20 protein-coding genes are annotated in these 20331 nt (G+C 46.7%); 16 read left to right on the forward strand and 4 right to left on the reverse strand.

Annotated features, from left to right (window positions below):
- Window positions 1-26: 26 nt before the first annotated feature.
- Window positions 27-914 carry a general stress protein gene (locus QWY22_RS07010; RefSeq protein WP_300983706.1) on the forward strand — a complete coding sequence of 296 codons (888 nt, stop codon included), beginning with the start codon at window positions 27-29 and terminating at the stop codon, window positions 912-914.
- A 46-nt stretch (window positions 915-960) separates the two neighbouring features.
- Here QWY22_RS07010 and QWY22_RS07015 read toward each other — a convergent pair whose 3' ends face one another.
- A complete protein-coding gene (locus QWY22_RS07015) occupies window positions 961-1767 on the reverse strand; it encodes a cobalamin-binding protein (protein WP_300983708.1) in 807 nt (268 codons plus the stop codon).
- A 226-nt stretch (window positions 1768-1993) separates the two neighbouring features.
- On the opposite strand from QWY22_RS07015, the gene QWY22_RS07020 reads away from it, so the two are divergent.
- Complete coding sequence (locus tag QWY22_RS07020; protein ID WP_300983710.1) at window positions 1994-2839, forward strand: STAS domain-containing protein; 846 nt, start codon at window positions 1994-1996, stop codon at window positions 2837-2839.
- A gap of 99 nt (window positions 2840-2938) precedes the next feature.
- Here QWY22_RS07020 and rpsD read toward each other — a convergent pair whose 3' ends face one another.
- Window positions 2939-3541: a 30S ribosomal protein S4 gene (rpsD, locus tag QWY22_RS07025; protein WP_036804882.1), complete on the reverse strand. Its 603-nt coding sequence runs from the start codon at window positions 3539-3541 to the stop codon at window positions 2939-2941.
- 334 nt (window positions 3542-3875) lie between these two features.
- On the opposite strand from rpsD, the gene megL reads away from it, so the two are divergent.
- Window positions 3876-5084 carry a methionine gamma-lyase gene (gene megL / locus QWY22_RS07030; protein WP_300983711.1) on the forward strand — a complete coding sequence of 403 codons (1209 nt, stop codon included), beginning with the start codon at window positions 3876-3878 and terminating at the stop codon, window positions 5082-5084.
- 46 nt (window positions 5085-5130) lie between these two features.
- Here megL and QWY22_RS07035 read toward each other — a convergent pair whose 3' ends face one another.
- Both QWY22_RS07035 and hisJ read right to left on the reverse strand, forming a co-directional pair.
- Window positions 5131-5610 (reverse strand): GAF domain-containing protein, encoded by a 480-nt coding sequence (locus tag QWY22_RS07035; protein ID WP_300983713.1) that lies wholly within the window; start codon window positions 5608-5610, stop codon window positions 5131-5133.
- A 26-nt stretch (window positions 5611-5636) separates the two neighbouring features.
- A complete protein-coding gene (gene hisJ, locus QWY22_RS07040) occupies window positions 5637-6431 on the reverse strand; it encodes a histidinol-phosphatase HisJ (RefSeq protein ID WP_300983714.1) in 795 nt (264 codons plus the stop codon).
- A gap of 153 nt (window positions 6432-6584) precedes the next feature.
- On the opposite strand from hisJ, the gene ezrA reads away from it, so the two are divergent.
- From ezrA to QWY22_RS07105, 13 genes are all read left to right on the forward strand, one after another.
- Window positions 6585-8288, forward strand: a complete 1704-nt coding sequence (gene ezrA, locus QWY22_RS07045) for a septation ring formation regulator EzrA (protein WP_300983715.1) — start codon at window positions 6585-6587, stop codon at window positions 8286-8288.
- Between the two features lie 58 nt (window positions 8289-8346).
- Complete coding sequence (locus tag QWY22_RS07050) at window positions 8347-9444, forward strand: cysteine desulfurase family protein (RefSeq protein ID WP_300983717.1); 1098 nt, start codon at window positions 8347-8349, stop codon at window positions 9442-9444.
- A gap of 28 nt (window positions 9445-9472) precedes the next feature.
- Window positions 9473-10675: a tRNA uracil 4-sulfurtransferase ThiI gene (gene thiI, locus QWY22_RS07055; protein WP_300983719.1), complete on the forward strand. Its 1203-nt coding sequence runs from the start codon at window positions 9473-9475 to the stop codon at window positions 10673-10675.
- A gap of 186 nt (window positions 10676-10861) precedes the next feature.
- Window positions 10862-12436 (forward strand): acyl-CoA synthetase MbcS, encoded by a 1575-nt coding sequence (gene mbcS, locus QWY22_RS07060; protein ID WP_300983721.1) that lies wholly within the window; start codon window positions 10862-10864, stop codon window positions 12434-12436.
- Window positions 12437-13161: 725 nt separating this feature from the next.
- Window positions 13162-14079 (forward strand): EamA family transporter RarD, encoded by a 918-nt coding sequence (gene rarD, locus QWY22_RS07065; RefSeq protein WP_300983723.1) that lies wholly within the window; start codon window positions 13162-13164, stop codon window positions 14077-14079.
- A 78-nt stretch (window positions 14080-14157) separates the two neighbouring features.
- The gene (sppA, locus tag QWY22_RS07070; RefSeq protein ID WP_300983725.1) at window positions 14158-15171 is read left to right on the forward strand and encodes a signal peptide peptidase SppA; all 1014 of its coding nucleotides are present in this window, start codon (window positions 14158-14160) and stop codon (window positions 15169-15171) included.
- A 15-nt stretch (window positions 15172-15186) separates the two neighbouring features.
- Complete coding sequence (locus QWY22_RS07075; RefSeq protein ID WP_300983726.1) at window positions 15187-15765, forward strand: RDD family protein; 579 nt, start codon at window positions 15187-15189, stop codon at window positions 15763-15765.
- Window positions 15766-15799: 34 nt separating this feature from the next.
- Window positions 15800-16306, forward strand: coding sequence for a thiol peroxidase (gene tpx, locus QWY22_RS07080; protein ID WP_300983727.1), 507 nt, complete (start codon window positions 15800-15802; stop codon window positions 16304-16306).
- Between the two features lie 52 nt (window positions 16307-16358).
- Window positions 16359-17282 (forward strand): class I SAM-dependent methyltransferase, encoded by a 924-nt coding sequence (locus QWY22_RS07085; protein WP_300983728.1) that lies wholly within the window; start codon window positions 16359-16361, stop codon window positions 17280-17282.
- Between the two features lie 76 nt (window positions 17283-17358).
- A complete protein-coding gene (locus QWY22_RS07090) occupies window positions 17359-17544 on the forward strand; it encodes a hypothetical protein (protein ID WP_036804854.1) in 186 nt (61 codons plus the stop codon).
- A gap of 224 nt (window positions 17545-17768) precedes the next feature.
- The gene (locus QWY22_RS07095; protein WP_300983729.1) at window positions 17769-18629 is read left to right on the forward strand and encodes an alpha/beta fold hydrolase; all 861 of its coding nucleotides are present in this window, start codon (window positions 17769-17771) and stop codon (window positions 18627-18629) included.
- A 47-nt stretch (window positions 18630-18676) separates the two neighbouring features.
- Window positions 18677-19291 carry a histidine phosphatase family protein gene (locus QWY22_RS07100; protein WP_300983730.1) on the forward strand — a complete coding sequence of 205 codons (615 nt, stop codon included), beginning with the start codon at window positions 18677-18679 and terminating at the stop codon, window positions 19289-19291.
- Between the two features lie 152 nt (window positions 19292-19443).
- Window positions 19444-20322 carry a pentapeptide repeat-containing protein gene (locus QWY22_RS07105; protein ID WP_300983731.1) on the forward strand — a complete coding sequence of 293 codons (879 nt, stop codon included), beginning with the start codon at window positions 19444-19446 and terminating at the stop codon, window positions 20320-20322.
- Window positions 20323-20331: the final 9 nt, after the last annotated feature.

The following is a 20331-nucleotide window of genomic DNA, read 5'->3' on the forward strand; positions in this document are numbered from 1 at the left end:
CTCTAAAACTGAGGAGGCGTTTAAGAATGTCAAAAGTAATTGGTTCTTACCATTCTGAGAATGAAGCAATCGATGCAATTGAAGACCTTAAAAGACAAGGATATCGTTCAGAGGATATCTCGGTTCTCAGCAAAGACAAAGAGGAAATACGTAATGTAACGGAAGAAACCGGAACGCATGCCGGAGAAGGCGCCGCTGCCGGTGCTGTGACAGGAGGGGCTCTTGGCGGATTGGGCGGTGTGCTTGCCGGCATCGGAGCGCTTGCCATTCCAGGAATTGGACCGATTGTAGCTGCCGGACCGATTGTGGCCGGGCTCACGGGAGCTGCAGCAGGTGCTGGAGTCGGTGGACTCGCCGGTGCTTTAATCGGTATGGGAATTCCGGAAGAAGAAGCTCAGGAATATGAAACACAATTTAAAGAAGGCCGTATTCTAGTATTGGTGGATGACAGCAATAGCGCCATTCCGGACCACAATGACCGCGACAGCTTCATCAGCGGACAGGAATCACGTCCGGGAGTAGTGCGGGAAACTTATACAACGGACCGGACAAATTCGGGAATTACGAGAGGTTCGGATTCCATTGACCGCAATTCGAGCCTTGGCGATAACCGCAATTCCTTCGAGTCATCAAGCGGCAGAGATGCGGATATCGGTTCAACAAAGGACGCATATATCAGCAGCAGCAATGCCGATGCCGGCACTACCAGCGAAACCTATATCAGTGAGCGCGACGCGCAAGACGGGCTGATCCGCGACAGTTCGGCGCTTAACCATAACCAGGACCCGCTTATTGGCGATGAACGCAGTTCCACTATCAGGGGCGACCGCAACTCAACTTTGGGCAGTGACAGCGATGCCGGATTAGATGACGATCTGGGCCGTCCGAATAAAAGAGGGCAAGCGGGGCTGTAATTTGTTTAAAGGCAAAAGGCGAACCCGTATTTCAGGGTTCGCCTTTTTATATTTGTTTTTCACGTATAAACCGCGGCAACTCCATATCGCCGTATAATTCAGGGTGGATCAGTTTACCCAAACGGATAGCTCCTTCGATAAGGCGGGGAGAAGGGCGGCAATACAGTTCTTCCTCCATGATGTGAATGTGGTTATAAGCTTTCATTTCATTCCAGCCGGGCCGTTTTCGGACCAGTTCAGGCTTCACTTTTGAAGTCATGATGCCGACCCAGGCAAGCAGGATATAGTCAGGGTCACGCTGCCGTACATCTTCCCAGTCTGTCTGGAAATTAGCGGAAGCGACGTCATCAAATGCATTGCGTGCTCCTGTAATATCGCTGATTTCCGTCAGCCAGTTTACGTTGCCGGGAGTAAAAACGGGCTTTGGCCACCATTCCCAGTAAAGTGACGGGCGGCTCTCTGCTAATGATGAACGGTTCTTGATGTCTTCGATGACTGCCAAAAATTCCGTATGTACCGGGTGCGCATCGATGCCGCAGGCTTGTCCAACAGCCAATAAATCCTGACCGATTTCTTCAAGTGTTTGTGGATTTAACACCAAATGCGGGATTTTTCTGCGGACCAGCTCTTCTACGTTTTTCTCCATTCCGGGTACGCTGAGTGACGCAAGAACCAAGTCCGGCTTTAATGCTTCCAGTTCATCCATCCGAATCGCTAAATCAGGGCCGAGCCTCGGCAAGGCAGTGACTTGGCCGGGCCAGTCAGAATAATCATCGATGCCGACCAGTAAATTTTCTGCATCTAAAAAAGCCAGCAGTTCGGTATTGCTGGGGCATATTGAAATGATTCTCATAGTTGCACCTCCGTTTTTTTCAGTTTAGCACAAAGCGTTGGAGAACCAAACGGGCACAAGCTAAATCTTCAAATATGTTGAAATATAGTAAATTTTTCGAGCGAATGAATGCAAGCCAAAGGCCAATGTATTATGATATTTAATAAGTAGTTGAGGGCAGGCTGCAACCGGCTTTAACAGGCAAAATAGCCGGGGAAGTTGCAGGCTTGGGCAGGAGGAAGAGAAAATGGTGGAAAATCAACAACTGTATGAATATCTGCGTGAACGTACATGGGAAATGACTGAACAATGGTATAGAACATTGGATAAGAACCAAAGAGGGATTTACAGTACAAAAAATCCCGAAGAAATAGAAAATCTTAAACGCCAGAATCATGATTTTCATGTGTTGTTCTGTTCGATGTTTTCCGAAGATCAGCAGGACTTTTCGCAGGAATTTCAAGATTGGATTAAGGAAATTGCTGCAGATGACGGGCATTTAAAAACACCGATCGTCGTGGTTATCGAGGAATTTTTCCGTACCCAGCAGCAATATCTTAAAACGATTGCAGAATATGCTTCCCAGCATCATGAAGAAGTTACTTTTGATCAGTTGAGCAAATGGAATCTGGCCATCGTTGAAACCATCGGAAAAGTGATTCTTGAATTTACTGCGCAAAACACAAGAGTCGCCCAGGAGCGCTTGCAAACCCAGCAACAGATGATTGTGGAAATGAGTGCGCCTGTGATTCTGCTGACGAAAAGCTCCGGATTCTTGCCGCTGGTGGGAGAGATCACTTCACACCGGGCTCAAATCATTTTTGAAAAAACCTTGAAACAGTGCGCCAAGCATAATCTGGAGCGGCTGGTCGTCGATTTATCCGGTGTGCCGATCATTGATACGATGGTCGCGCAGCAAGTATTCCAATTGATTACCGGTTTGAAAATCATCGGCGTCAAAACCGCTTTATCCGGCATCAGTCCGGTTATCGCACAAACGGCGGTGCATCTCGGCATCAAATTCACGGATATCGAAGTGTATAATTCACTTGCCCAGGCTTTGAAAGAGAACGGTGTCCAGCTTGTGCAATAGCAGTCTTGAAAATCCTTTGCCGAATCGGCGAAGGATTTTTTACGGCATCGAAAAAGCCCCGAAACGGTTTTCCGTTTCGGGGCTTTTAAAAGCAAAAGATTAACGTGAGTAGTACTCAACGATCAACTGTTCGCTGATTTCAGCAGACAATTCGCTGCGTTCTGGGTAGCGTACAAAAGTACCTACTTTGTTTTCAGCGTCGATTGATACGTATTCAGGAACGAAGTTGCTTACTTCGATTGCTTCGTTAACGACATCAAGGTTGTTTGAACGTTCGCGGAATGCGATTGTTTGACCTGGTTTTACGCTGTATGACGGGATGTCAAGGCGTTTGCCATCAACAAGGATGTGGCCGTGGTTTACCAATTGGCGAGCTTGGCGGCGAGTGCGCGCAAGACCTAAACGATAAACAACGTTATCAAGGCGAGCTTCAAGCAAGATCATGAAGTTTTCACCGTGTTTACCTGGCATTTTACCAGCTTTGTTGAATAAAGTTTTGAATTGGCGTTCGTTTACACCAAACATGAAACGAAGTTTTTGTTTTTCTTGAAGTTGCAAACCGTACTCAGAAACTTTTCTGCGTTGGTTAGCACCGTGTTGACCTGGTGCGTAAGGGCGTTTTTCTAGTTCTTTGCCTGTTCCGCTAAGAGAAACTCCTAGGCGGCGAGACTGTTTCCATGCTGGACCTGTATAACGAGACATATATGTCTCCTCCTCTATTGTTGGTTTTTGAAGTAAAATAAAAACCAATTGTATTCATGCTGTAAGCCATTTTATATTCTTGTACCTTCGCTCAGCAGCCAAGAGTTACGCGATACACCTACTTATTAGCTAATAGGAACAAAATGGACAAACCCGCACATACAACTGCTGCGATTATTTTACACAAATTATAGTATAACCGCACTGAAGGCAATAAGTCAACAATTACAGAAAGGTGTTCGAAAAGGGCGGCTTTCTTTTTTTTATCATTCAAGGTAGAATGGAAAGAGATGGGATGTAAGCGCTTTCTATTTTGAGTAAGGGGTGTATAAATATGAAAAAGCCAGAAATTAATATGGAAACAGCAGTTGTCCACAAAGGATACAAAAGTTCGCTCCACCATGACAGTTTAGCGACTCCGCTTTATCAAACGTCAACTTTTGCTTTTGAAAGTGCTGAAGAAGGAGAAAACCGGTTTGCCGGAAATTGCGAAGGCAATATTTACTCCCGTTTGGGAAATCCCACAGTCCGTGTGCTGGAAGAACGGATGGCGGAAATCGAATACGGTGAAGGGGCGCTCGCTTTTGGGTCAGGAATGGCAGCAGTTAGTGCCTCGCTGATCTATCTGACGAAAGCAGGGGACCATGTACTTTGCTCAAGAGGGATTTACGGCTGTACGTTCGGGCTGCTTGAGATGATGGAAGAGAAATACGGCATTACACATAATTTGGTTTCGATGACGACCGAGCAGGAAATTGAACAAGCGCTCTGTCCGGAAACGGTCTGCATTTATGTCGAAACACCGATCAATCCGACGATGGAAATCGTCAATTTGGAAGCGGTGGTTTCAGTCGCCAAAAAACACGGGCTGCGTGTCGTGGTTGACAACACATTCAGCTCACCTTATTTGCAGAACCCGATTCAATTGGGGGCGGACTTCGTCCTGCACAGTGCCACGAAATATTTGAACGGCCATGGGGATGTGGTCGGGGGAATATTGGTTGGCAAAGACGGGGCCGAAATGCAGCAGCTCCGCATGACCGTTCAGAAAGATGTCGGCGGGATCATGTCGCCATTCGATGCTTGGCTTTTGCTGCGCGGCTTAAAAACGCTCCATGTCCGCATGGACCGGCATATTTCCAATGCCAAGACAGTACTTGCTTTCTTGAAACAGGAACCGCTGGTCAAGAAGATATATTACCCATTTGATGAAAATCACCCGCAAATGGAAATCGCCAAGCGCCAAATGCGGGACGGCGGCGGATTGATTTCATTTGAGATTGAAGGCGGGAAAAAAGAAGCGCAGGCCTTTATGAACGCATTGTCGCTGGTGAAAATTGCTGTCAGCCTGGGAGATGCAGAAACGCTGATTCAACATCCGGCTTCGATGACCCATGCGGTGGTGCCGCAGCTGAGCCGGGAAGCTATGGGCATTACCGAATCGCTGATGCGGTTATCTGTTGGCCTTGAGCATACGGATGACTTGATTGCAGATCTGACAAAAGCTTTTGAAGCCGTAAAGCCGAAATTGCAGGAAGCATAATAAAAATGCCCGGATCTCAAGTTAGGAGATCCGGGCATTTTCAATTTTATAGATGCTTCATTAATACTTCGGTAAAGAGTTCAAGGCCTTCTTGGTCTTCAGCTGTAAAGCGGCTGAGTTCCGGGCTGTCAATGTCCAGGACGCCGATCACGCTGCCGTCTTTAATCAACGGAATGACAATTTCAGACTGGGAAGCTGCGTCGCAGGCAATGTGGCCAGGAAACGCATGGACATCTTCAATGAGCATCGTTTTCTTTTCTGCCACTGCGGTTCCGCATACGCCTTTGCCTACCTGGATCCGCACACACGCCGGCAATCCTTGGAATGGCCCGAGGACCAGTTCGCCATCTTCCATTAAATAAAAACCGACCCAGTTGATGCGCTCTAAAAATTGGTTAAGCAAAGCGGAAGCATTGCTTAAGTTAGCGACAAGATTGGATTCGCCTTCGAGAAGCGCATCCAATTGTTTGCCAAGCATGGTGTATTGATCCAGGCTTGAGCCGCTGTAAGTTGTTTGAGAAAACATAGTGAAGCCCCATTTCGTTTTATGATTTACTTATTATAAAGTTTCTCGTAATGCTTATGCAAGCCATTGACGCTATGTGCATCCGAGCCGAAGACGAACGGGATGCCGAGCGACTCGGCAAAAGGGATATAGCGCTGCGGAGGGTAAGATTCAAGGCAATCGGGTTTCGAGAAGCCGGCGCCGTTCAAATCCATTTCATAGCCTGTTTCCGCAATTTTTTCGAGGACGCGCTTGATATGCTGGTCGTCATCGATTTTTTCACCGTGCGCAAGCTGGAATTTGTGGACTAGCGTCGGGTGGCCGATGCGTTTCGGCTTAAAAGGTCCAAGCTCAGCGATGATGGAAGCTTCAACAGTTTCGTAGTACAGTTCATATACGGCTTCCACTGAACCGGCTTGACGGGCTATATCCATAAAAACTTCCTTGCTGTAGTCCATGCAGAAATAGTCGCTGCCTAAACGCAAAAAATGAACCGATAAAATCGAATCGTCCAGCAATGGTCCATATTCATCAAGAAAAGAGCGGGTTTCCGCTTCATAACCGGTGATATAGTCCACTTCCAATCCGACGCGAATTTGGATATCATTCTTATAGGCATCTTTAGCCTGCTTGATGGCGTCTAAATAAAGGTGCAAAGTTTCTAAACTCATTCCGCTGTCTTTTTCGGGAGTCGGATCTGCGAAAGAAGAGGGGAGAGGCGCATGTTCGGTAAAGGAAATATCGCCAAAACCGGATCTAATCGCTTTTTCTATGTACGCACGCAATTCATCTTTTGTGCCATGAGGGCAAAAAGGGGTATGAATGTGTCCATCTCTTTTCATTGAAGCACCAACTTTCTTCAGATTTGAAAATATTTCACTCTTTTCTTCGATTTCACAAACAAAAGAATCGAATACATGTTAAAATAGCAGAAGTATGTAAAACATTTATATAGAAAAGGAAATGTGATTTTGGAACAGGGGGCTAAATGACTTATGATGAAGTATATCATCATTGCGGTCATCATTCTATTAGCGATAATTGTCGTCGGCTTGTTGTTTCGCAAGAAGCACAACGCGGAAATTGAACGCTTGGAACAGTTAAAACTGCAAATACAAAACAAACCAATACTTGAAGAATTGACGAAAGTAAAACAATTGAACATGAACGGCCAGACAGAAGAGATGTTCGAGCGCTGGCGTGAGATATGGACGGAAATTATGGACTTACATATTCCGAAAATTGATGCGTTGCTGTTTGATGCAGACGATGCGATTAATCGCTTCAGATTCGGAAAAGCTACAGAGCTTGAAAAGGACATTGAAGTCCGCATCGATGATGTCGACCGCCATATGAACGAGATTTTAAGTGAACTTGAAGAATTGATCGGCAGTGAAGAGAAAAACCGCAGCGAAATGGATGTCATGAAAGACCAATACCGCCTGGCGCGGAAGAATTTATTGGCGCATCAGCATTCTTACGGTGCAGCAGCTGCTCCTTTGGAGAAAAAGCTGGAGGCTTTCTCGCCGTTGTTTGAGGAATACGACCGTTTGACAGCGGAAGGCAATTACTTGAAAGCACGGACAACCGTTATGGGCCTTTCAGAAGAAGGAGATTACGTTTTCTCGTTAATCGATGAAATTCCTGCGCTGTTGACAGACATCAATTCGAAGATTCCTTCCTATATCAATGAATTGCGCAACGGCATCCGTGAAATGGAAAGCCAGTCCTATTACTTGAACCATTTGGAACTGACGCGCCAACTGGACAGAATGGAAGACGAACTTGTCGGGATGAAAGAAGAAGTTGCCCGGTTGAATGTAGATGAAACAAAAGAAAAAGCAGAAGAGATGAAAGAACGCATTGATTCGTTTTATGAAATTCTGGAAAAAGAAGTGAAAGCTAAGCATTTCGTGGATTACTACAAAGCGGAAACCGGACGGCATTTGGAACTCATTAACCGTGATGCGCGCGATATGCACGATGAATGCTTGTTTGTTCAGCAGAGCTATAAGATTTCCGAGAGCGATGCGGCCATCCCGAAGGCTTGCCTGGAAAAATTGGAAGAACTGAACCGCCGGTTTGATTTGTTCAAATCGCGGACAGAAGAAGACCAGTCCGCGTATTCGAACCTGGAAGAAGAACTGGTTTATATTCGAGAAGAGTTGGCGAAGATCGATGTCACCCAGCATGATTTCACAGAATCACTGAAGAGCTTGCGGATTGGCGAAAATGAAGCACGCAGAAAAGTGGAAGACTTGAAACGCCGCTTGCAGGAAACAGACAGAATGCTGCACAAAGCCAATACACCAGGCATTCCGGAAGAAATGGATGTCCGGTTGGAAGAAGCGGAAGAGCAGTTGTTTGTAGCGATGCAAAGCTTGCAGGAAGTTCCATTGAACATGAAACTGGTTGACAATTATGTGATGAATGCTGAACAATCGATCGAAGAAGTTGAAGAGAAGTCAGCTGAAATGATTGAAAACGTACTTCTTATTGAACGCATTATTCAGTACGGCAACCGTTTCCGCAAAACAAACCCGCAAATGGATGCCAAGTTGAAGGAAGCGGAAGAGTCGTTCAGACAGCTCCGTTACTCAAAAGCATTGGAAGAAGCGGCAACAGCAGTTGAAAGCTTCGAACCGGGGTCAATGAAACGCATTGAAGTACTGGTCAAAGAAGAAGCATGGCGAGTTTAAAACAATATTGAAAACCACCAGCAACCGTGCTGGTGGTTTTCTTTTCGGAGGTGGCTAAATGATTTACTTGGATAACAGCGCAACTACCCAGCCGCGAAAAGAAGTGCTTGAGACGTTCGTAAAAGTGAATGAGCAATTCTACGCCAATCCGGCATCAATCCATCGGATGGGAAACGAAGCGGAAGATTTGCTGGAAGGCGCACGCACGCAAATTAAGCAAATCTTGAATATGGAGCAAGTGGTTTTCACATCCGGCGGCACGGAATCCAATAATCTGGCACTGATCGGCGCTGCAAAAGCATATCAGCACCGGGGGAAACACATCATCACCGCCCTTACAGAGCATCCGGCAGTCCTTAAGCCGTTAGCCGTTCTTGAGGAGCAGGGATTTGAAATTACCCGGCTGCCGGTCGACGAAACCGGGGCCATCGGTTTGAATGAGTTGAATAACGCCCTTAGAAACGATACGATTTTGGTAAGCTTGATGCATGTCAATAACGAAATCGGCACAATCCATCCAATTGCTGAAGTGAAAAAGCTGCTCGACGGAACACGGACATTGCTCCATGTCGATGCAGTTCAAAGCGTTGGAAAGTTGGAGCTTCCTTTCGGTTCCATGCCGGATTTATTGACTGTATCGGGGCATAAAATCCATGGCTTAAAAGGCAGCGGCATTCTGGCATTCAACCAAGTGGAACTTCTGCCGGTTCTTTACGGCGGCGGCCAGGAGTTTGGCTTAAGAAGCGGAACCGTTGCTGTGCCGCAAGCGGTAGCTCTAGCAAAAGCGCTTCGCCTGGCCATGCCACGACCGGAATATGCCGAATGGAACCGGGATCTTCGGGCATTTTTCGCCGGATTTGCCGGTGTTAAAATAATCAGCCCGGAAAAAGGGGCTCCCCATATTCTTGCAGTGGCAGTGAAAGGCATGAAAGGCGAAGTGCTGGTATCCGGTCTGCAGCAGGAGTCGGTCGTTGTGTCGACTTCGAGCGCCTGTTCCTCAAAAAGCAAAGAAACCAGCCATGTCATTGAAGCAATCGGCGTACCGCGCGGATACAAAGAAGGCGTGATCCGCATCAGCTTTGGGGCTTTCACACAAGCCGAAGATATTGCTGCATTGAAAACGGCATTCGAGCGGGTTTACCGCTTGATCAAATAAGAGATAGGCAACGAAGGAGTTTAAATGTATGAAAACAAAACAAGTCCTCGTCCGTTACGGGGAATTATCCACTAAAGGGAAAAACCGCAGTTCGTTTATCGGACGGCTTCGGGATAATGTACGGCAAATGTTCGCCGATCTGGAAACGGTCCGCGTCAAAGCGGAACGGGACCGCATGTTTATTCTAGCGGACGATGAACGCGAAATGGAACAGGTGCTGGAGCGTTTGCCGAACGTCTTTGGCATTCAGTCGTTCAGCCCGGTCACTGAAGCAGAATTGAACTTTGAAGCGATGAAACGAGCGGCAATTGCAGTGGTCAGCAAATTGGACCGCGACAACAAAAGTTTTAAAGTATCAGTCAAACGGCCGTTCAAAGAATTTCCGCACGAAAAACCGGAAATCACCCAGGAAATTGGATCGCATGTGCTCCGCAGCTTTCCGGAACTTTCTGTTCAAATGAAGAACCCAGATATCGACCTAAAAGTGGAAATCCGGGAAGAAGCGGCGTATATGATGGCTGAAGTTGTTGAAGGGGCTGGCGGGCTGCCTGTCGGCGCCGGAGGAAAAGCTTTGCTGATGCTATCCGGTGGAATCGACAGCCCGGTAGCAGGATACCATATGCTGAAGCGGGGGGTCAGACTGGAACTGATTCATTTTTTCAGTCCGCCGTATACAAATGATCGGGCAAAAGAGAAAGTTTTCGATTTGGCCGAGAAGCTGAGCCAGTTCGGATCTTCCGTCACGCTGCACATCATTCCGTTTACGAAACTTCAGCAGGAAGTGCATAAGCAGGTGCCGGATAATATCACGATGACTTCCACGCGCAGAATGATGATGCGCGTAGCGGATTTGGTGCTTGCAGAGACTAAAAGCCAAGCCATCATTACAGGTGAAAGCTTAGGCCAAGTGGCCAGCCAAACGCTGGAATCGCTGCACGCGATCAATGCGGTGACGAATACCCCGGTGCTCCGGCCGCTGATTGCGATTGACAAGCTGGACATTATTGAAACCGCCCAAAGAATCGGGACGTACGACATTTCCATTCGGCCCTATGAAGATTGCTGCACCATTTTTACGCCGGCCAATCCTAAAACCAAACCAAAACTTGAAAAAGTCGAGTTCTACGAGAACTTTGTGTCGTTCGATGAATTGATCCGGGAAGCGGCAGACCAGCGGGAAACCATCAAATTCCCGCGTGTCAAAGAAGCGAAGTTTGAAAACCTATTATAAATATGAAAAATCCAAAAGCTAGGGGCAAACGTTTATTTGTCTCTGGCTTTTTGTCTTTTCTTTGAATAAAATCTCTATTAACTGCCGGTTCAGTAATTTATATTTAGAAATTATTTTGAATAATTAAATTTTTTCGGTATAATGATAACGTATCATTCTTTATCACACGCCTAGGGGGAATACATAATGAATCGTGAAGAATTACTGGCACCTGAGAAGTACAACTTAGTTGAAGAAATTGAAAAGTATGCCACGGGCGATGGCAAACTGGCGATTGTTTGGGAAAGCGATAAAGGAGAAGAGCAGCAAGTTACATACGAAGAATTAATCAAAAAAGCCAACAAAGCGGCAAACAGTTTTGAAAAAGCCGGATTGAAAAAGGGAGATATTGTTCTTGTGATGGTCCCGCGCCTAATTGAAGCATATGTCGCATACATCGGGGCATTGAAAGCGGGGCTCGTTGTGATTCCAAGTTCCGAAATGCTGCGCGCAAAAGACATTTCGTACCGGCTGAACCACAGCAATGCAAAGGCCGTTATTGCTTATGAGCCGTTTATGGATCAATTCAAGGAAGTGGAAGAAATGGCACGGGTGACAAAATTCGTCATTGGCCACTCCGATCAATCGTGGATTTCTTTGCAAGAAGAAATGGAAGCGGCTTCAGATGTTTACGAAGCAGCCGACACAAAGAGCAATGATATGGCGTTTTTGTCTTATACATCCGGAACGACTGGAAATCCCAAAGGCGCCGTGCACAGCCACGGATGGGCCTATGCGCACTTACGGACTTCTGCCGAGCATTGGCTCGGAGCAAAAGAAGGCGATTTGGTCTGGGCCACTGCGAGTCCGGGATGGCAAAAATGGATCTGGAGTCCGTTCCTGGCTACATTAGGAAGCGGCGCAACCGGCTTTGTCTACAACGGCAAGTTTGATCCGGAAGTGTACCTGCAAATATTGGAGCGCCGCAAGATCAATGTATTGTGCTGTACGCCGACGGAATACCGCATTATGGCGAAACAGGAAAATCTGGCATCGTTTGATTTGCACGCTTTGCACAGTGCTGTGTCTGCGGGGGAACCATTGAATGCAAACGTAATCAACGTCTTTAAAGAGCACTTTAACTTGGAAGTCCGCGACGGTTATGGCCAGACTGAAAACACTTTGCTAGTAGGAGTTATGAAAGGAATGGACATCCGCATTGGTTCAATGGGCAAACCGACGCCGGGCAACCGGGTGGAAATCATCGATGAGTTCGGAAAACCGGTTAACGCCGGAGAAGTCGGAGACATTGCGGTCCACGTCGATACGCCTGCCTTATTCAAAGGCTATTTCAAAGACGATGAACGGACAAAAATGCAGTTCCGGGGCGAATACTACGTCACCGGAGACAAAGCGTCAAAAGACGATGACGGGTACTTCTGGTTTGAGGGAAGAGGCGACGACATCATCATTTCTTCCGGCTACACCATCGGGCCGTTCGAAGTGGAAGATGCGCTTGTGAAGCATCCGGCGGTCCAGGAATGTGCGGTCATCGGTGCACCGGACGAAATCCGAGGCACCATTGTGAAAGCCTTCATCGTGTTGGTGCCGGGCAATGAGGCTAACGATGAGCTGGTGAAAGATTTGCAAAACCATGTAAAAGAACTGACTGCTCCATATAAATACCCGAGAGCGATCGAGTTTGTGGAAGAGCTGCCAAAAACCGCTTCCGGAAAAATACGGCGCGTCGAATTGCGCCAAAAAGAACAAGCGAAAAAATAAGAGCAGCCGGTGCAAACCGGCTGCTTTTAGACTGTAGACAAAGTGTAAAAAAATAATTACTGATGGCATAAACCAACCGGACCGGCCACTTCGCTTTCCGTGGGCTCAGCTTCAGCCTCCTCGTCGCTTTGAAAACCCGCTGCTCCTGTTTCTGCATCGCTTCGCTAGCTTCGTAACATGGAAGAGCGTTGCATCGCTGCGCTAGCTTCGTCGCAAAGATATGGCCTCACTGCCTTCGGGGTCTTCAGCTTTCGTCGCTCCGTCGCGTTGCTCCTTCACTGCTCCCACAGGAGTCTTCGTGGCCGGACCGGTTGGGCGTGTCACTTTCATCTGAAAGTGAACGATAATCCGATTGATGCTCAACCATCTGGTTGTAGAAGAAAAGCGATACCTTTGAGTAGCCTCCACGTTAAGCATCCGAAGTGAAAGCCGGCGACTCCAGCGGGGCAGCGTAGCGACGAAGTGCCGAAATCCACTCGGGACGCCAGTTCCGAGTTAGTTCGGCGCGAGCCCGCGGAACGCGTCCGGCTGAAACGGAGGATCCGGGATGTCCCTAGGTATGTGATTTTATTTCTCGTGAGTAGAAATTCTTTTGTCTAAAAGCTAAAAAGTAGCCGGTGCAAACCGGCTGCTTTTTTCTGTTGTTTACATTAAAATTAGACGGGCATATAATAGGAATATTATTTCGAGTAACAAAATAAAGAAAGCAAGGTGAAAAAAGCGCGATGGCAGACGAGAAAAAAGGCATACTGTTTACGATTTTAACTTATACGATTTGGGGCTTCTTGCCGCTTTACTGGAAGCAAGTGGATCATGTACCAAGCGATGAAATTCTGACATCGCGCATTATTTGGGCATTTGTCCTGACAGTGATTTTCATCTTTTTGATTGGCGGCGGCAAACAGCTGCTGGCCGATGTGAAAAGTTTGTGGCAGTCGAAGAAGACGTTCTTCAGTCTGATGTTGGCTTCTTATTTAATAACGGCGAACTGGTTTTTATACATTTTTGCCGTAACAAATGACCGGATTGTGGAAACCAGTCTGGGTTATTACATCAACCCATTAGTTTCGATGCTGCTGGGTGTGTTTTTTCTGAAAGAAAAACTGTCGAACGCCACAAAAGTTGCATTTGCCCTGGCTGCGATTGGCGTCTTAATTTTAACCATTTCCTACGGCACCTTCCCTTGGATGGCATTTGGAATGGCGTTTAGCTTTGCATTTTATGGCCTGATCAAAAAAACGATCAAACTGGATGCACTGCGCGGCCTGGCGCTGGAAACTTTGTTTGTCTTGCCGCTTGGGCTCATTTATTATGCCTATTTGTTTTCGAACGGGAGCGCTTCGTTTTTGCACGAAGGAGCAGCGACGGATATTCTGCTGATCATTAGTGGAGCAGCCACGGCTTTGCCGCTCGTATTGTTTGCGACAGGGGCACCGCTCATTCCCATGTATATGATCGGATTTTTGCAATATATTGCACCGACTTTAATGCTCTTGCTTGGCGTATTGGTGTACGGCGAAGCTTTTGACCGGACCGATTTGATTTCGTTTTCATTCATTTGGGTGGCTCTTGCATTGTTTACAACTTCGAAAGTAATGGAGGCACGAAGCGTCAGAAGAGAAAAATTAAATGCACAGCATTAATTCGAATGAGTTAATGTGAAACATTTGAATTAGTTACCCGTATAATAAAGAGAGAAATAAAAGGAGGTCATGTAGTAGATGAATACGAAAAGATGGATCGCATTAATTGCGGCAGCGGCCATATTGGTTATTTCCCTGGTGATCAATTCGGCTTTTGCCATTTTCCAGAGTACACTCGGCACAAGCATGGATGAATTTTTGGCAGTATCCGAAGCAACCGTGTCCGAGCAAATCGTTGAAGACGGAGATTTTGACAAGCGCATTGCGGTGTTGAATGTTGAAGGGACCATCCAGGACACCGGGGAAGCTGCTTCGCTTTTGGGCGGAACCGGCTACAACCATGATTTGTTCATGGAGCAATTGGAACAAGTGAAAAATGATGATTCCATTAAAGCGGTTATGCTGAAAGTCAATTCGCCGGGTGGCGGAGTAGTGGAATCAGCGCAAATCCATGACAAAATCACCGAAATCCAAGAAGAAACCAAAAAACCTTTCTACGTATCGATGGGGGCTGTAGCTGCTTCCGGGGGCTATTACATTTCAGCTCCAGCGGACAAGATTTTCGTTAACCGTGAAACCATGACCGGTTCGCTTGGAGTGATCATGCAGACAGTCAATTACGGGGAACTGGCTAAGAAATACGGCGTGGACTTCGTTACGATCAAATCGGGTCCATTTAAAGATATCGGAAGCCCGACGCGTGAAATGACAGCCGACGAGCAAGCATTGCTTCAAGAGATGCTGGACGACTCGTACGAAGCATTTGTAGATGTGATTGAAGATGGCCGCGGCATGTCTGAAGAACAAGTCAAGAAAGTCGCAGACGGGCGCATCATGAACGGGCGCCAGGCTGTCGAAGCAAAACTGGCAGACGACTTCGGTTTTGAAGAAGATGTGCTGGCAGCTTTGCGTACGGATTACGACCTGAAAGGTGCACAAGTCATCGAGTACGGAGCCGACCAAGGAATTGGATCGCTGTTCTCGATGAAATTAGGTTCTCTGTTCGGCAACGACATGGAATCGAAACTGATTGCGAAACTTTTGACCGACAACAGTGCACCGCGAATGATGTATATGTACGGTGAACAATAAGGAGGGGCGATACCTATGACGAATCATTCCAATGATGAAACGCATGCAGCAACACCTATTCAAAACGATCGCCCTGAATTGCAAAACTATAAAGAAGTGATGTTTTACGAACGCCAGCCGGCAGGTTTCTGGGTACGGTTCTGGGCGTATTTGATCGATCTTCTGATCATTGCTTCGGCAACTTCCATTTTAGTCAAACCGATTTTCCTGTTGATTGGCGTAGAGACGGCGGAAACGGTATGGTATGCGCCATATGCCATCATTTCAGCTGTGCTGTTCTATGCGTATTTTGTCCTGATGACGAAGTTCTTCGGACAGACTGTCGGCAAAATGATTTTGGGGCTGCGGGTCGTTTCGTTGAAAGAAGACCACTTATCTTGGGGAACATTGTTGTTCCGTGAATGGATCGGCCGGTTTATTTCCGTGACGATCCTGCCGTTATACTGGATTGTCGGCTTTACGAAGCTGAAACAAGGGGTCCACGATTTTATCGCGGATACGACAGTCATTCATGAACAGACCTATCGCAAACAAATCGTCTTCGAGAAAAAGCGTTCGGAAGGGTCTGAGTTGCAAGAGGCTGAAACCTTCTAGTAAGATAAAGGTATTGGAAAGGGAGGCGTTATTTTTGGTACAAGTTACATTCAAGCAAAATCCGGTAACATTGCCCGGAAAAGAAGTACAAGTAGGAGAACAGGCACCGAATTTCACGGTCCTTGCTAATGATTTGAGCCCCGTATCTTTAGAAGATACAGCTGGGAAAGTCCGTTTGATTAGCGTTGTGCCTTCACTCGATACAGGAGTATGTTCACTTCAGTCAAAACGCTTTGACCAGGAAGCGGCATCTCTTGGCGACAATGTGGAAGTGCTGACGGTTTCAGCTGATCTGCCATTTGCACAAAAGCGCTGGGCGGAAGAAAACGGTACAAAAGGCATTACACTTCTTTCGGATCACCGCGACTTATCGTTTGGAGAAGCTTACGGTACAACAATGCAGGAACTGCGTCTGCTGGCACGTTCGATTTTTGTCATCGACGACAAAGACCAAGTGGCTTATGTGGAATATGTTCCAGAAGGCACCGACCACCCGAATTACGACAAAGCGATTGAAGCCGTTAAGGCATTAACAAACTAATACTAGAAACCCACTCTTCCCGAGTGGGTTTCCTTATTGAGGACGGATTAGAATGAATTCAGAAATGGAAAAAGTATTTAATTTTATCGATGGCCATGCCTCCAAATTGCAAAAAGAGCAGGATCTGCCGTATTTGGAAAGCTTGCTGGAAACAACAGAGACTTGGCTGGACGGCCATATCGAGCCTGACGGGCAAGCCGGAAAAGAGGACGTCCGGAAAGCGATTCAGCTGGCAGTGTTAAAAGGCATGAAAGAACATGTCCAGCCTCACCATCAGATGACGCCGGATGCACTTGGCCTCCTGGTTGGTTATTTGGTGGAACTGTTTGTGAAAGAGAAGGAGTTCACCTTGCTTGACCCAGCGCTTGGAACAGGGAATCTTCTGTTGACGGTCATGAATTACCTGGATGGCCGCATTACCGGAGCTGGAGTGGAAATTGACGATCTTTTGATCCGTTTGGCTGCATCAACTTCGGATTTGACAGAGCAGCCGGTGACGTTCTACCGGCAGGACGCTTTGCAGCCACTATTGATCGACCCGGTAGACGCTGTCGTTGCTGATTTGCCGGTCGGATATTATCCGGATGAAGAAGTCGCTGGAACGTATGAGCTGAAAGCGGAAGAAGGCATGTCGTATGCGCATCATCTATTTATCGAACAAGCGCTGAAACATACCGTAGACGGCGGCTATTTATTCTTTGTCATTCCGAAAGCGCTGTTCGAATCGCCGCAGGCCAGCCAATTGCATACCTTCCTGAAGAAGACGGCATATATTCAGTCCGTCATGGAACTGCCGGAAAGCCTTTTTAAAAATTCGGCTTTTGCAAAAGGCATCCTGGTGCTGCAAAAGAAAAAAGAAGGCATCAAAGCGCCGAAAGAAGTGCTGCTTGCCCGCGTTCCAAATATGTCGAATGCCCAATCAATGGCCAAATTCTTCTCGCAGGTTAGCCAGTGGTTTAAAGAAAATAAGCAGTAATTGGGACATTTTGTGTTATAATGGAAGTCATTAAAGCATCCGCAATTAATAGTCCAAACAGAAAAGAGGGATGGTCATGACTGAATCAAATGAAGCTCCGAAAAAAGTAAGCTTGCAGGAAGCGGTAAAACGCCAATTGGAAGCGAAGAAAAACCAAGCTGCGAACAACAAAGGCGGCAGCGGCATGTCAGCAGAAACAAAAAAGCTGAAAAGCCAGCAAACAAAAAAAGTAAGCAACACGCGCCGGAAAATGGGCGTCTAATTTCGGACCCGACATCTACATGTCGGGTTTTTTATTTTGGGATGATGCTATTGAGCGGTTGTGGAGGTTCAATGATCACTTAACGAGGTTCTATGAGCGTTTATGAGGAATCTATGATTACTTAATCAAAAATAAGGCTATATTCCGAACTAAGGCATAATGTGCAGGGAATAAACGGGCTGTTGAAGAACAAGTTCTCTACCACTTTAAAAAGGAGCCTGTCTATGGAAAACTGGAAACAAACCATAATCGCAACCCAGCGCGGAAACTTTGAAGTATTTCAAAAAGGGGAAGGGCCGCCGCTTTGTGTCACGCATCATTATTCCGTATTCAACGAGACAGGAGATTATTATGCGGAAGCTTTTACAAAAAACCATGCTGTCTACTTGGTCAATTTGCGGGAAGCCGGACAGTCGGAAAAATCTGCTGAGCCTTATCAATTAAGCATGCTGGAAACCATTTTTGATTTGGAAGCAATCCGGGAAGAACTGGGAATTGAAAAATGGGGATTTGCAGGGCATTCAACCGGAGGCATGCTCGGCATTCTTTACGGCATATATTGTTCGGAAAGCTTGAGCTATTTGATTTTAACGGGAGCGGCAGCAAGAGAATATGCGACGTTTTCGAAAGAGTGCATCTATAATTCGGAACATCCGGAGTTTGAAGAGGTGCAGAACTTGATTGAGCAGTTAAAGCAGGGAGATATTCCAGATGGAAAGCGCAGGCAATTGGGGGAAGAGCGGACCAAATTATCGTTGTTCCGACCTGAGAAATACACCGAATACTTTCATAGGAAAATCTCGAAATCCATGTCTGCGGCACGGATGGATTTTTTTAATCGGGAACTGCCGATTTATGACGTGACCCGCAAACTCCATCTAATTAAAGTACCGGCATTGATTCTTTGCGGCAGACACGATGTCCAGTGCCCGCTTACATACTCCATCGAAATGAAAGAGCACATTCCAGATGCCCGCTTAGTGGTTTTTGAAGAAAGCAACCATTATCCATTCCTGGAAGAAGCTGAGCTTTTTGATAAGGAACTAATGAAATTTTTAAGCATGATGCGTTCGACAGTTATATAAAAAATGCAGTATGATGGAAATCAATAGATTAAAAGGGGAAATGGAACATGACCACAATCGGATTTGTAAGACACGGCATCACGGATTGGAACATCCAGCGCATCGCACAAGGCAGTTCAGATATCCCGTTGAACGAAACAGGACGCGAACAAGCCCGTGCCATCGCCGGCCGCCTGGCACAAGAAGAACCATGGGATGTCATCATCAGCAGTGATTTGATCCGGGCAAGGGAGACTGCTGAGACGATTGCAGCGGAACTTGAGATGCCAATCGATGAAATCGACCCGCGCATCCGTGAACTGTCCGGCGGTTTGATTGAAGGCACAACGGAAGCGGACCGTATCGAGAGATGGGGATTAGATTGGCGCGAGCAGGATCTGCAAAGAGAACCTTTGTCAGCTGGCATCAAAAGAAGCACTGAAGCGATACAAGAAGCGATGGAAAAGTATCCGGGCCAGCGCATTTTAATGGTCAGCCACGGCGGACTGATTGGATTGGTGTTGAAGAACTTGCTGCCGGACCGGTTTGAGAAAATTGTATTAAACAATACATCAATCACCATTTTAGAAAATGTAGAAAGCAAATGGCAATGTACCCTCTATAATTGCACAAAGCATTTGCCTGAAGTTGTGGAAGAGCAAATTGCCGAAAAAACGAAATGAACGCAGAAAAAGAGACGCCTTCCGTTAAGGCGTCTCTTTTTTGTACGAACCTTTTGTCGAAATGTTTGTTCAATTGCACCACTTTTACTTTATAATGAAAATACGATTAACCGAACTGCCACTGAATCGATGTTCAGGGAGAGGGAAGCGGAATGGAAAACAACTATGAAACAATGGAGCAACTCGAAGTTCTCCAAAAAAGCTTGAAAGCCGACTGCGGGAATTGCGCGGCGCTTTGCTGTGTCGGTTTGTCTTTTATGGCGTCTGCAGATTTTGCTTTTGATAAAGCGGCAGGTATGCCGTGCCCGAACCTGCAATCCGATTTCCGCTGCGGCATCCACGAAGATCTCCGGCGAAGCGGCTTTAAAGGATGTACGGTATTTGACTGCTACGGTTCTGGGCAGAAAGTGGTGCAAGTGACATTTCAAGGCAAAGACTGGCGGAGTGATGCCGATACGGCTAAAGAAATGTTTGTTGTGTTCCCGATTATGACGCAGCTGCACGAGATGATGTGGTATTTGGCTGATGCGATGAAAGAGGAAGCTGCGCCGCTTCTGAAAAAAGAGCTGGCTGACTTATTAAGCAAAACAGAACAATTGACCTTGTTGGAGCCGGAAAAACTGAAAATGTTGGATGTACCTGCTCACCGCGCACAAGTGAATAAATTATTGGTGAAAGTGAGTGAGGCAGTCAGAGCTGCAGACATAAAACGGCATAAAGGGCGAAAAAGCAAAGCGATGAACCGCCGCAATGCTGACTTGATGGGGGCGGATTTAAAAGGGGCTGACTTGAAAGGCGTTGATTTTAGAGGTGCTTATTTCATTGCTGCCAATCTGCGCCAAAGCGATATGCGGACAGCAGATGTGATTGGCGCAGATTTCCGGGATGCGGACATCAGCGGCGCCGATTTATCGACGAGCCTTTATTTGACGCAAGTCCAGGTCAATGCTGCAATTGGCGACTGCCTTACAAAGTTGCCGAGCAGCATTGCCCGTCCGGCTTATTGGGCGAAGAAGCCAAGAATTTTCTAATATAATTAG

It is taken from the genome of Planococcus liqunii, from assembly GCF_030413595.1.
Lineage (GTDB): Bacteria > Bacillota > Bacilli > Bacillales_A > Planococcaceae > Planococcus > Planococcus liqunii.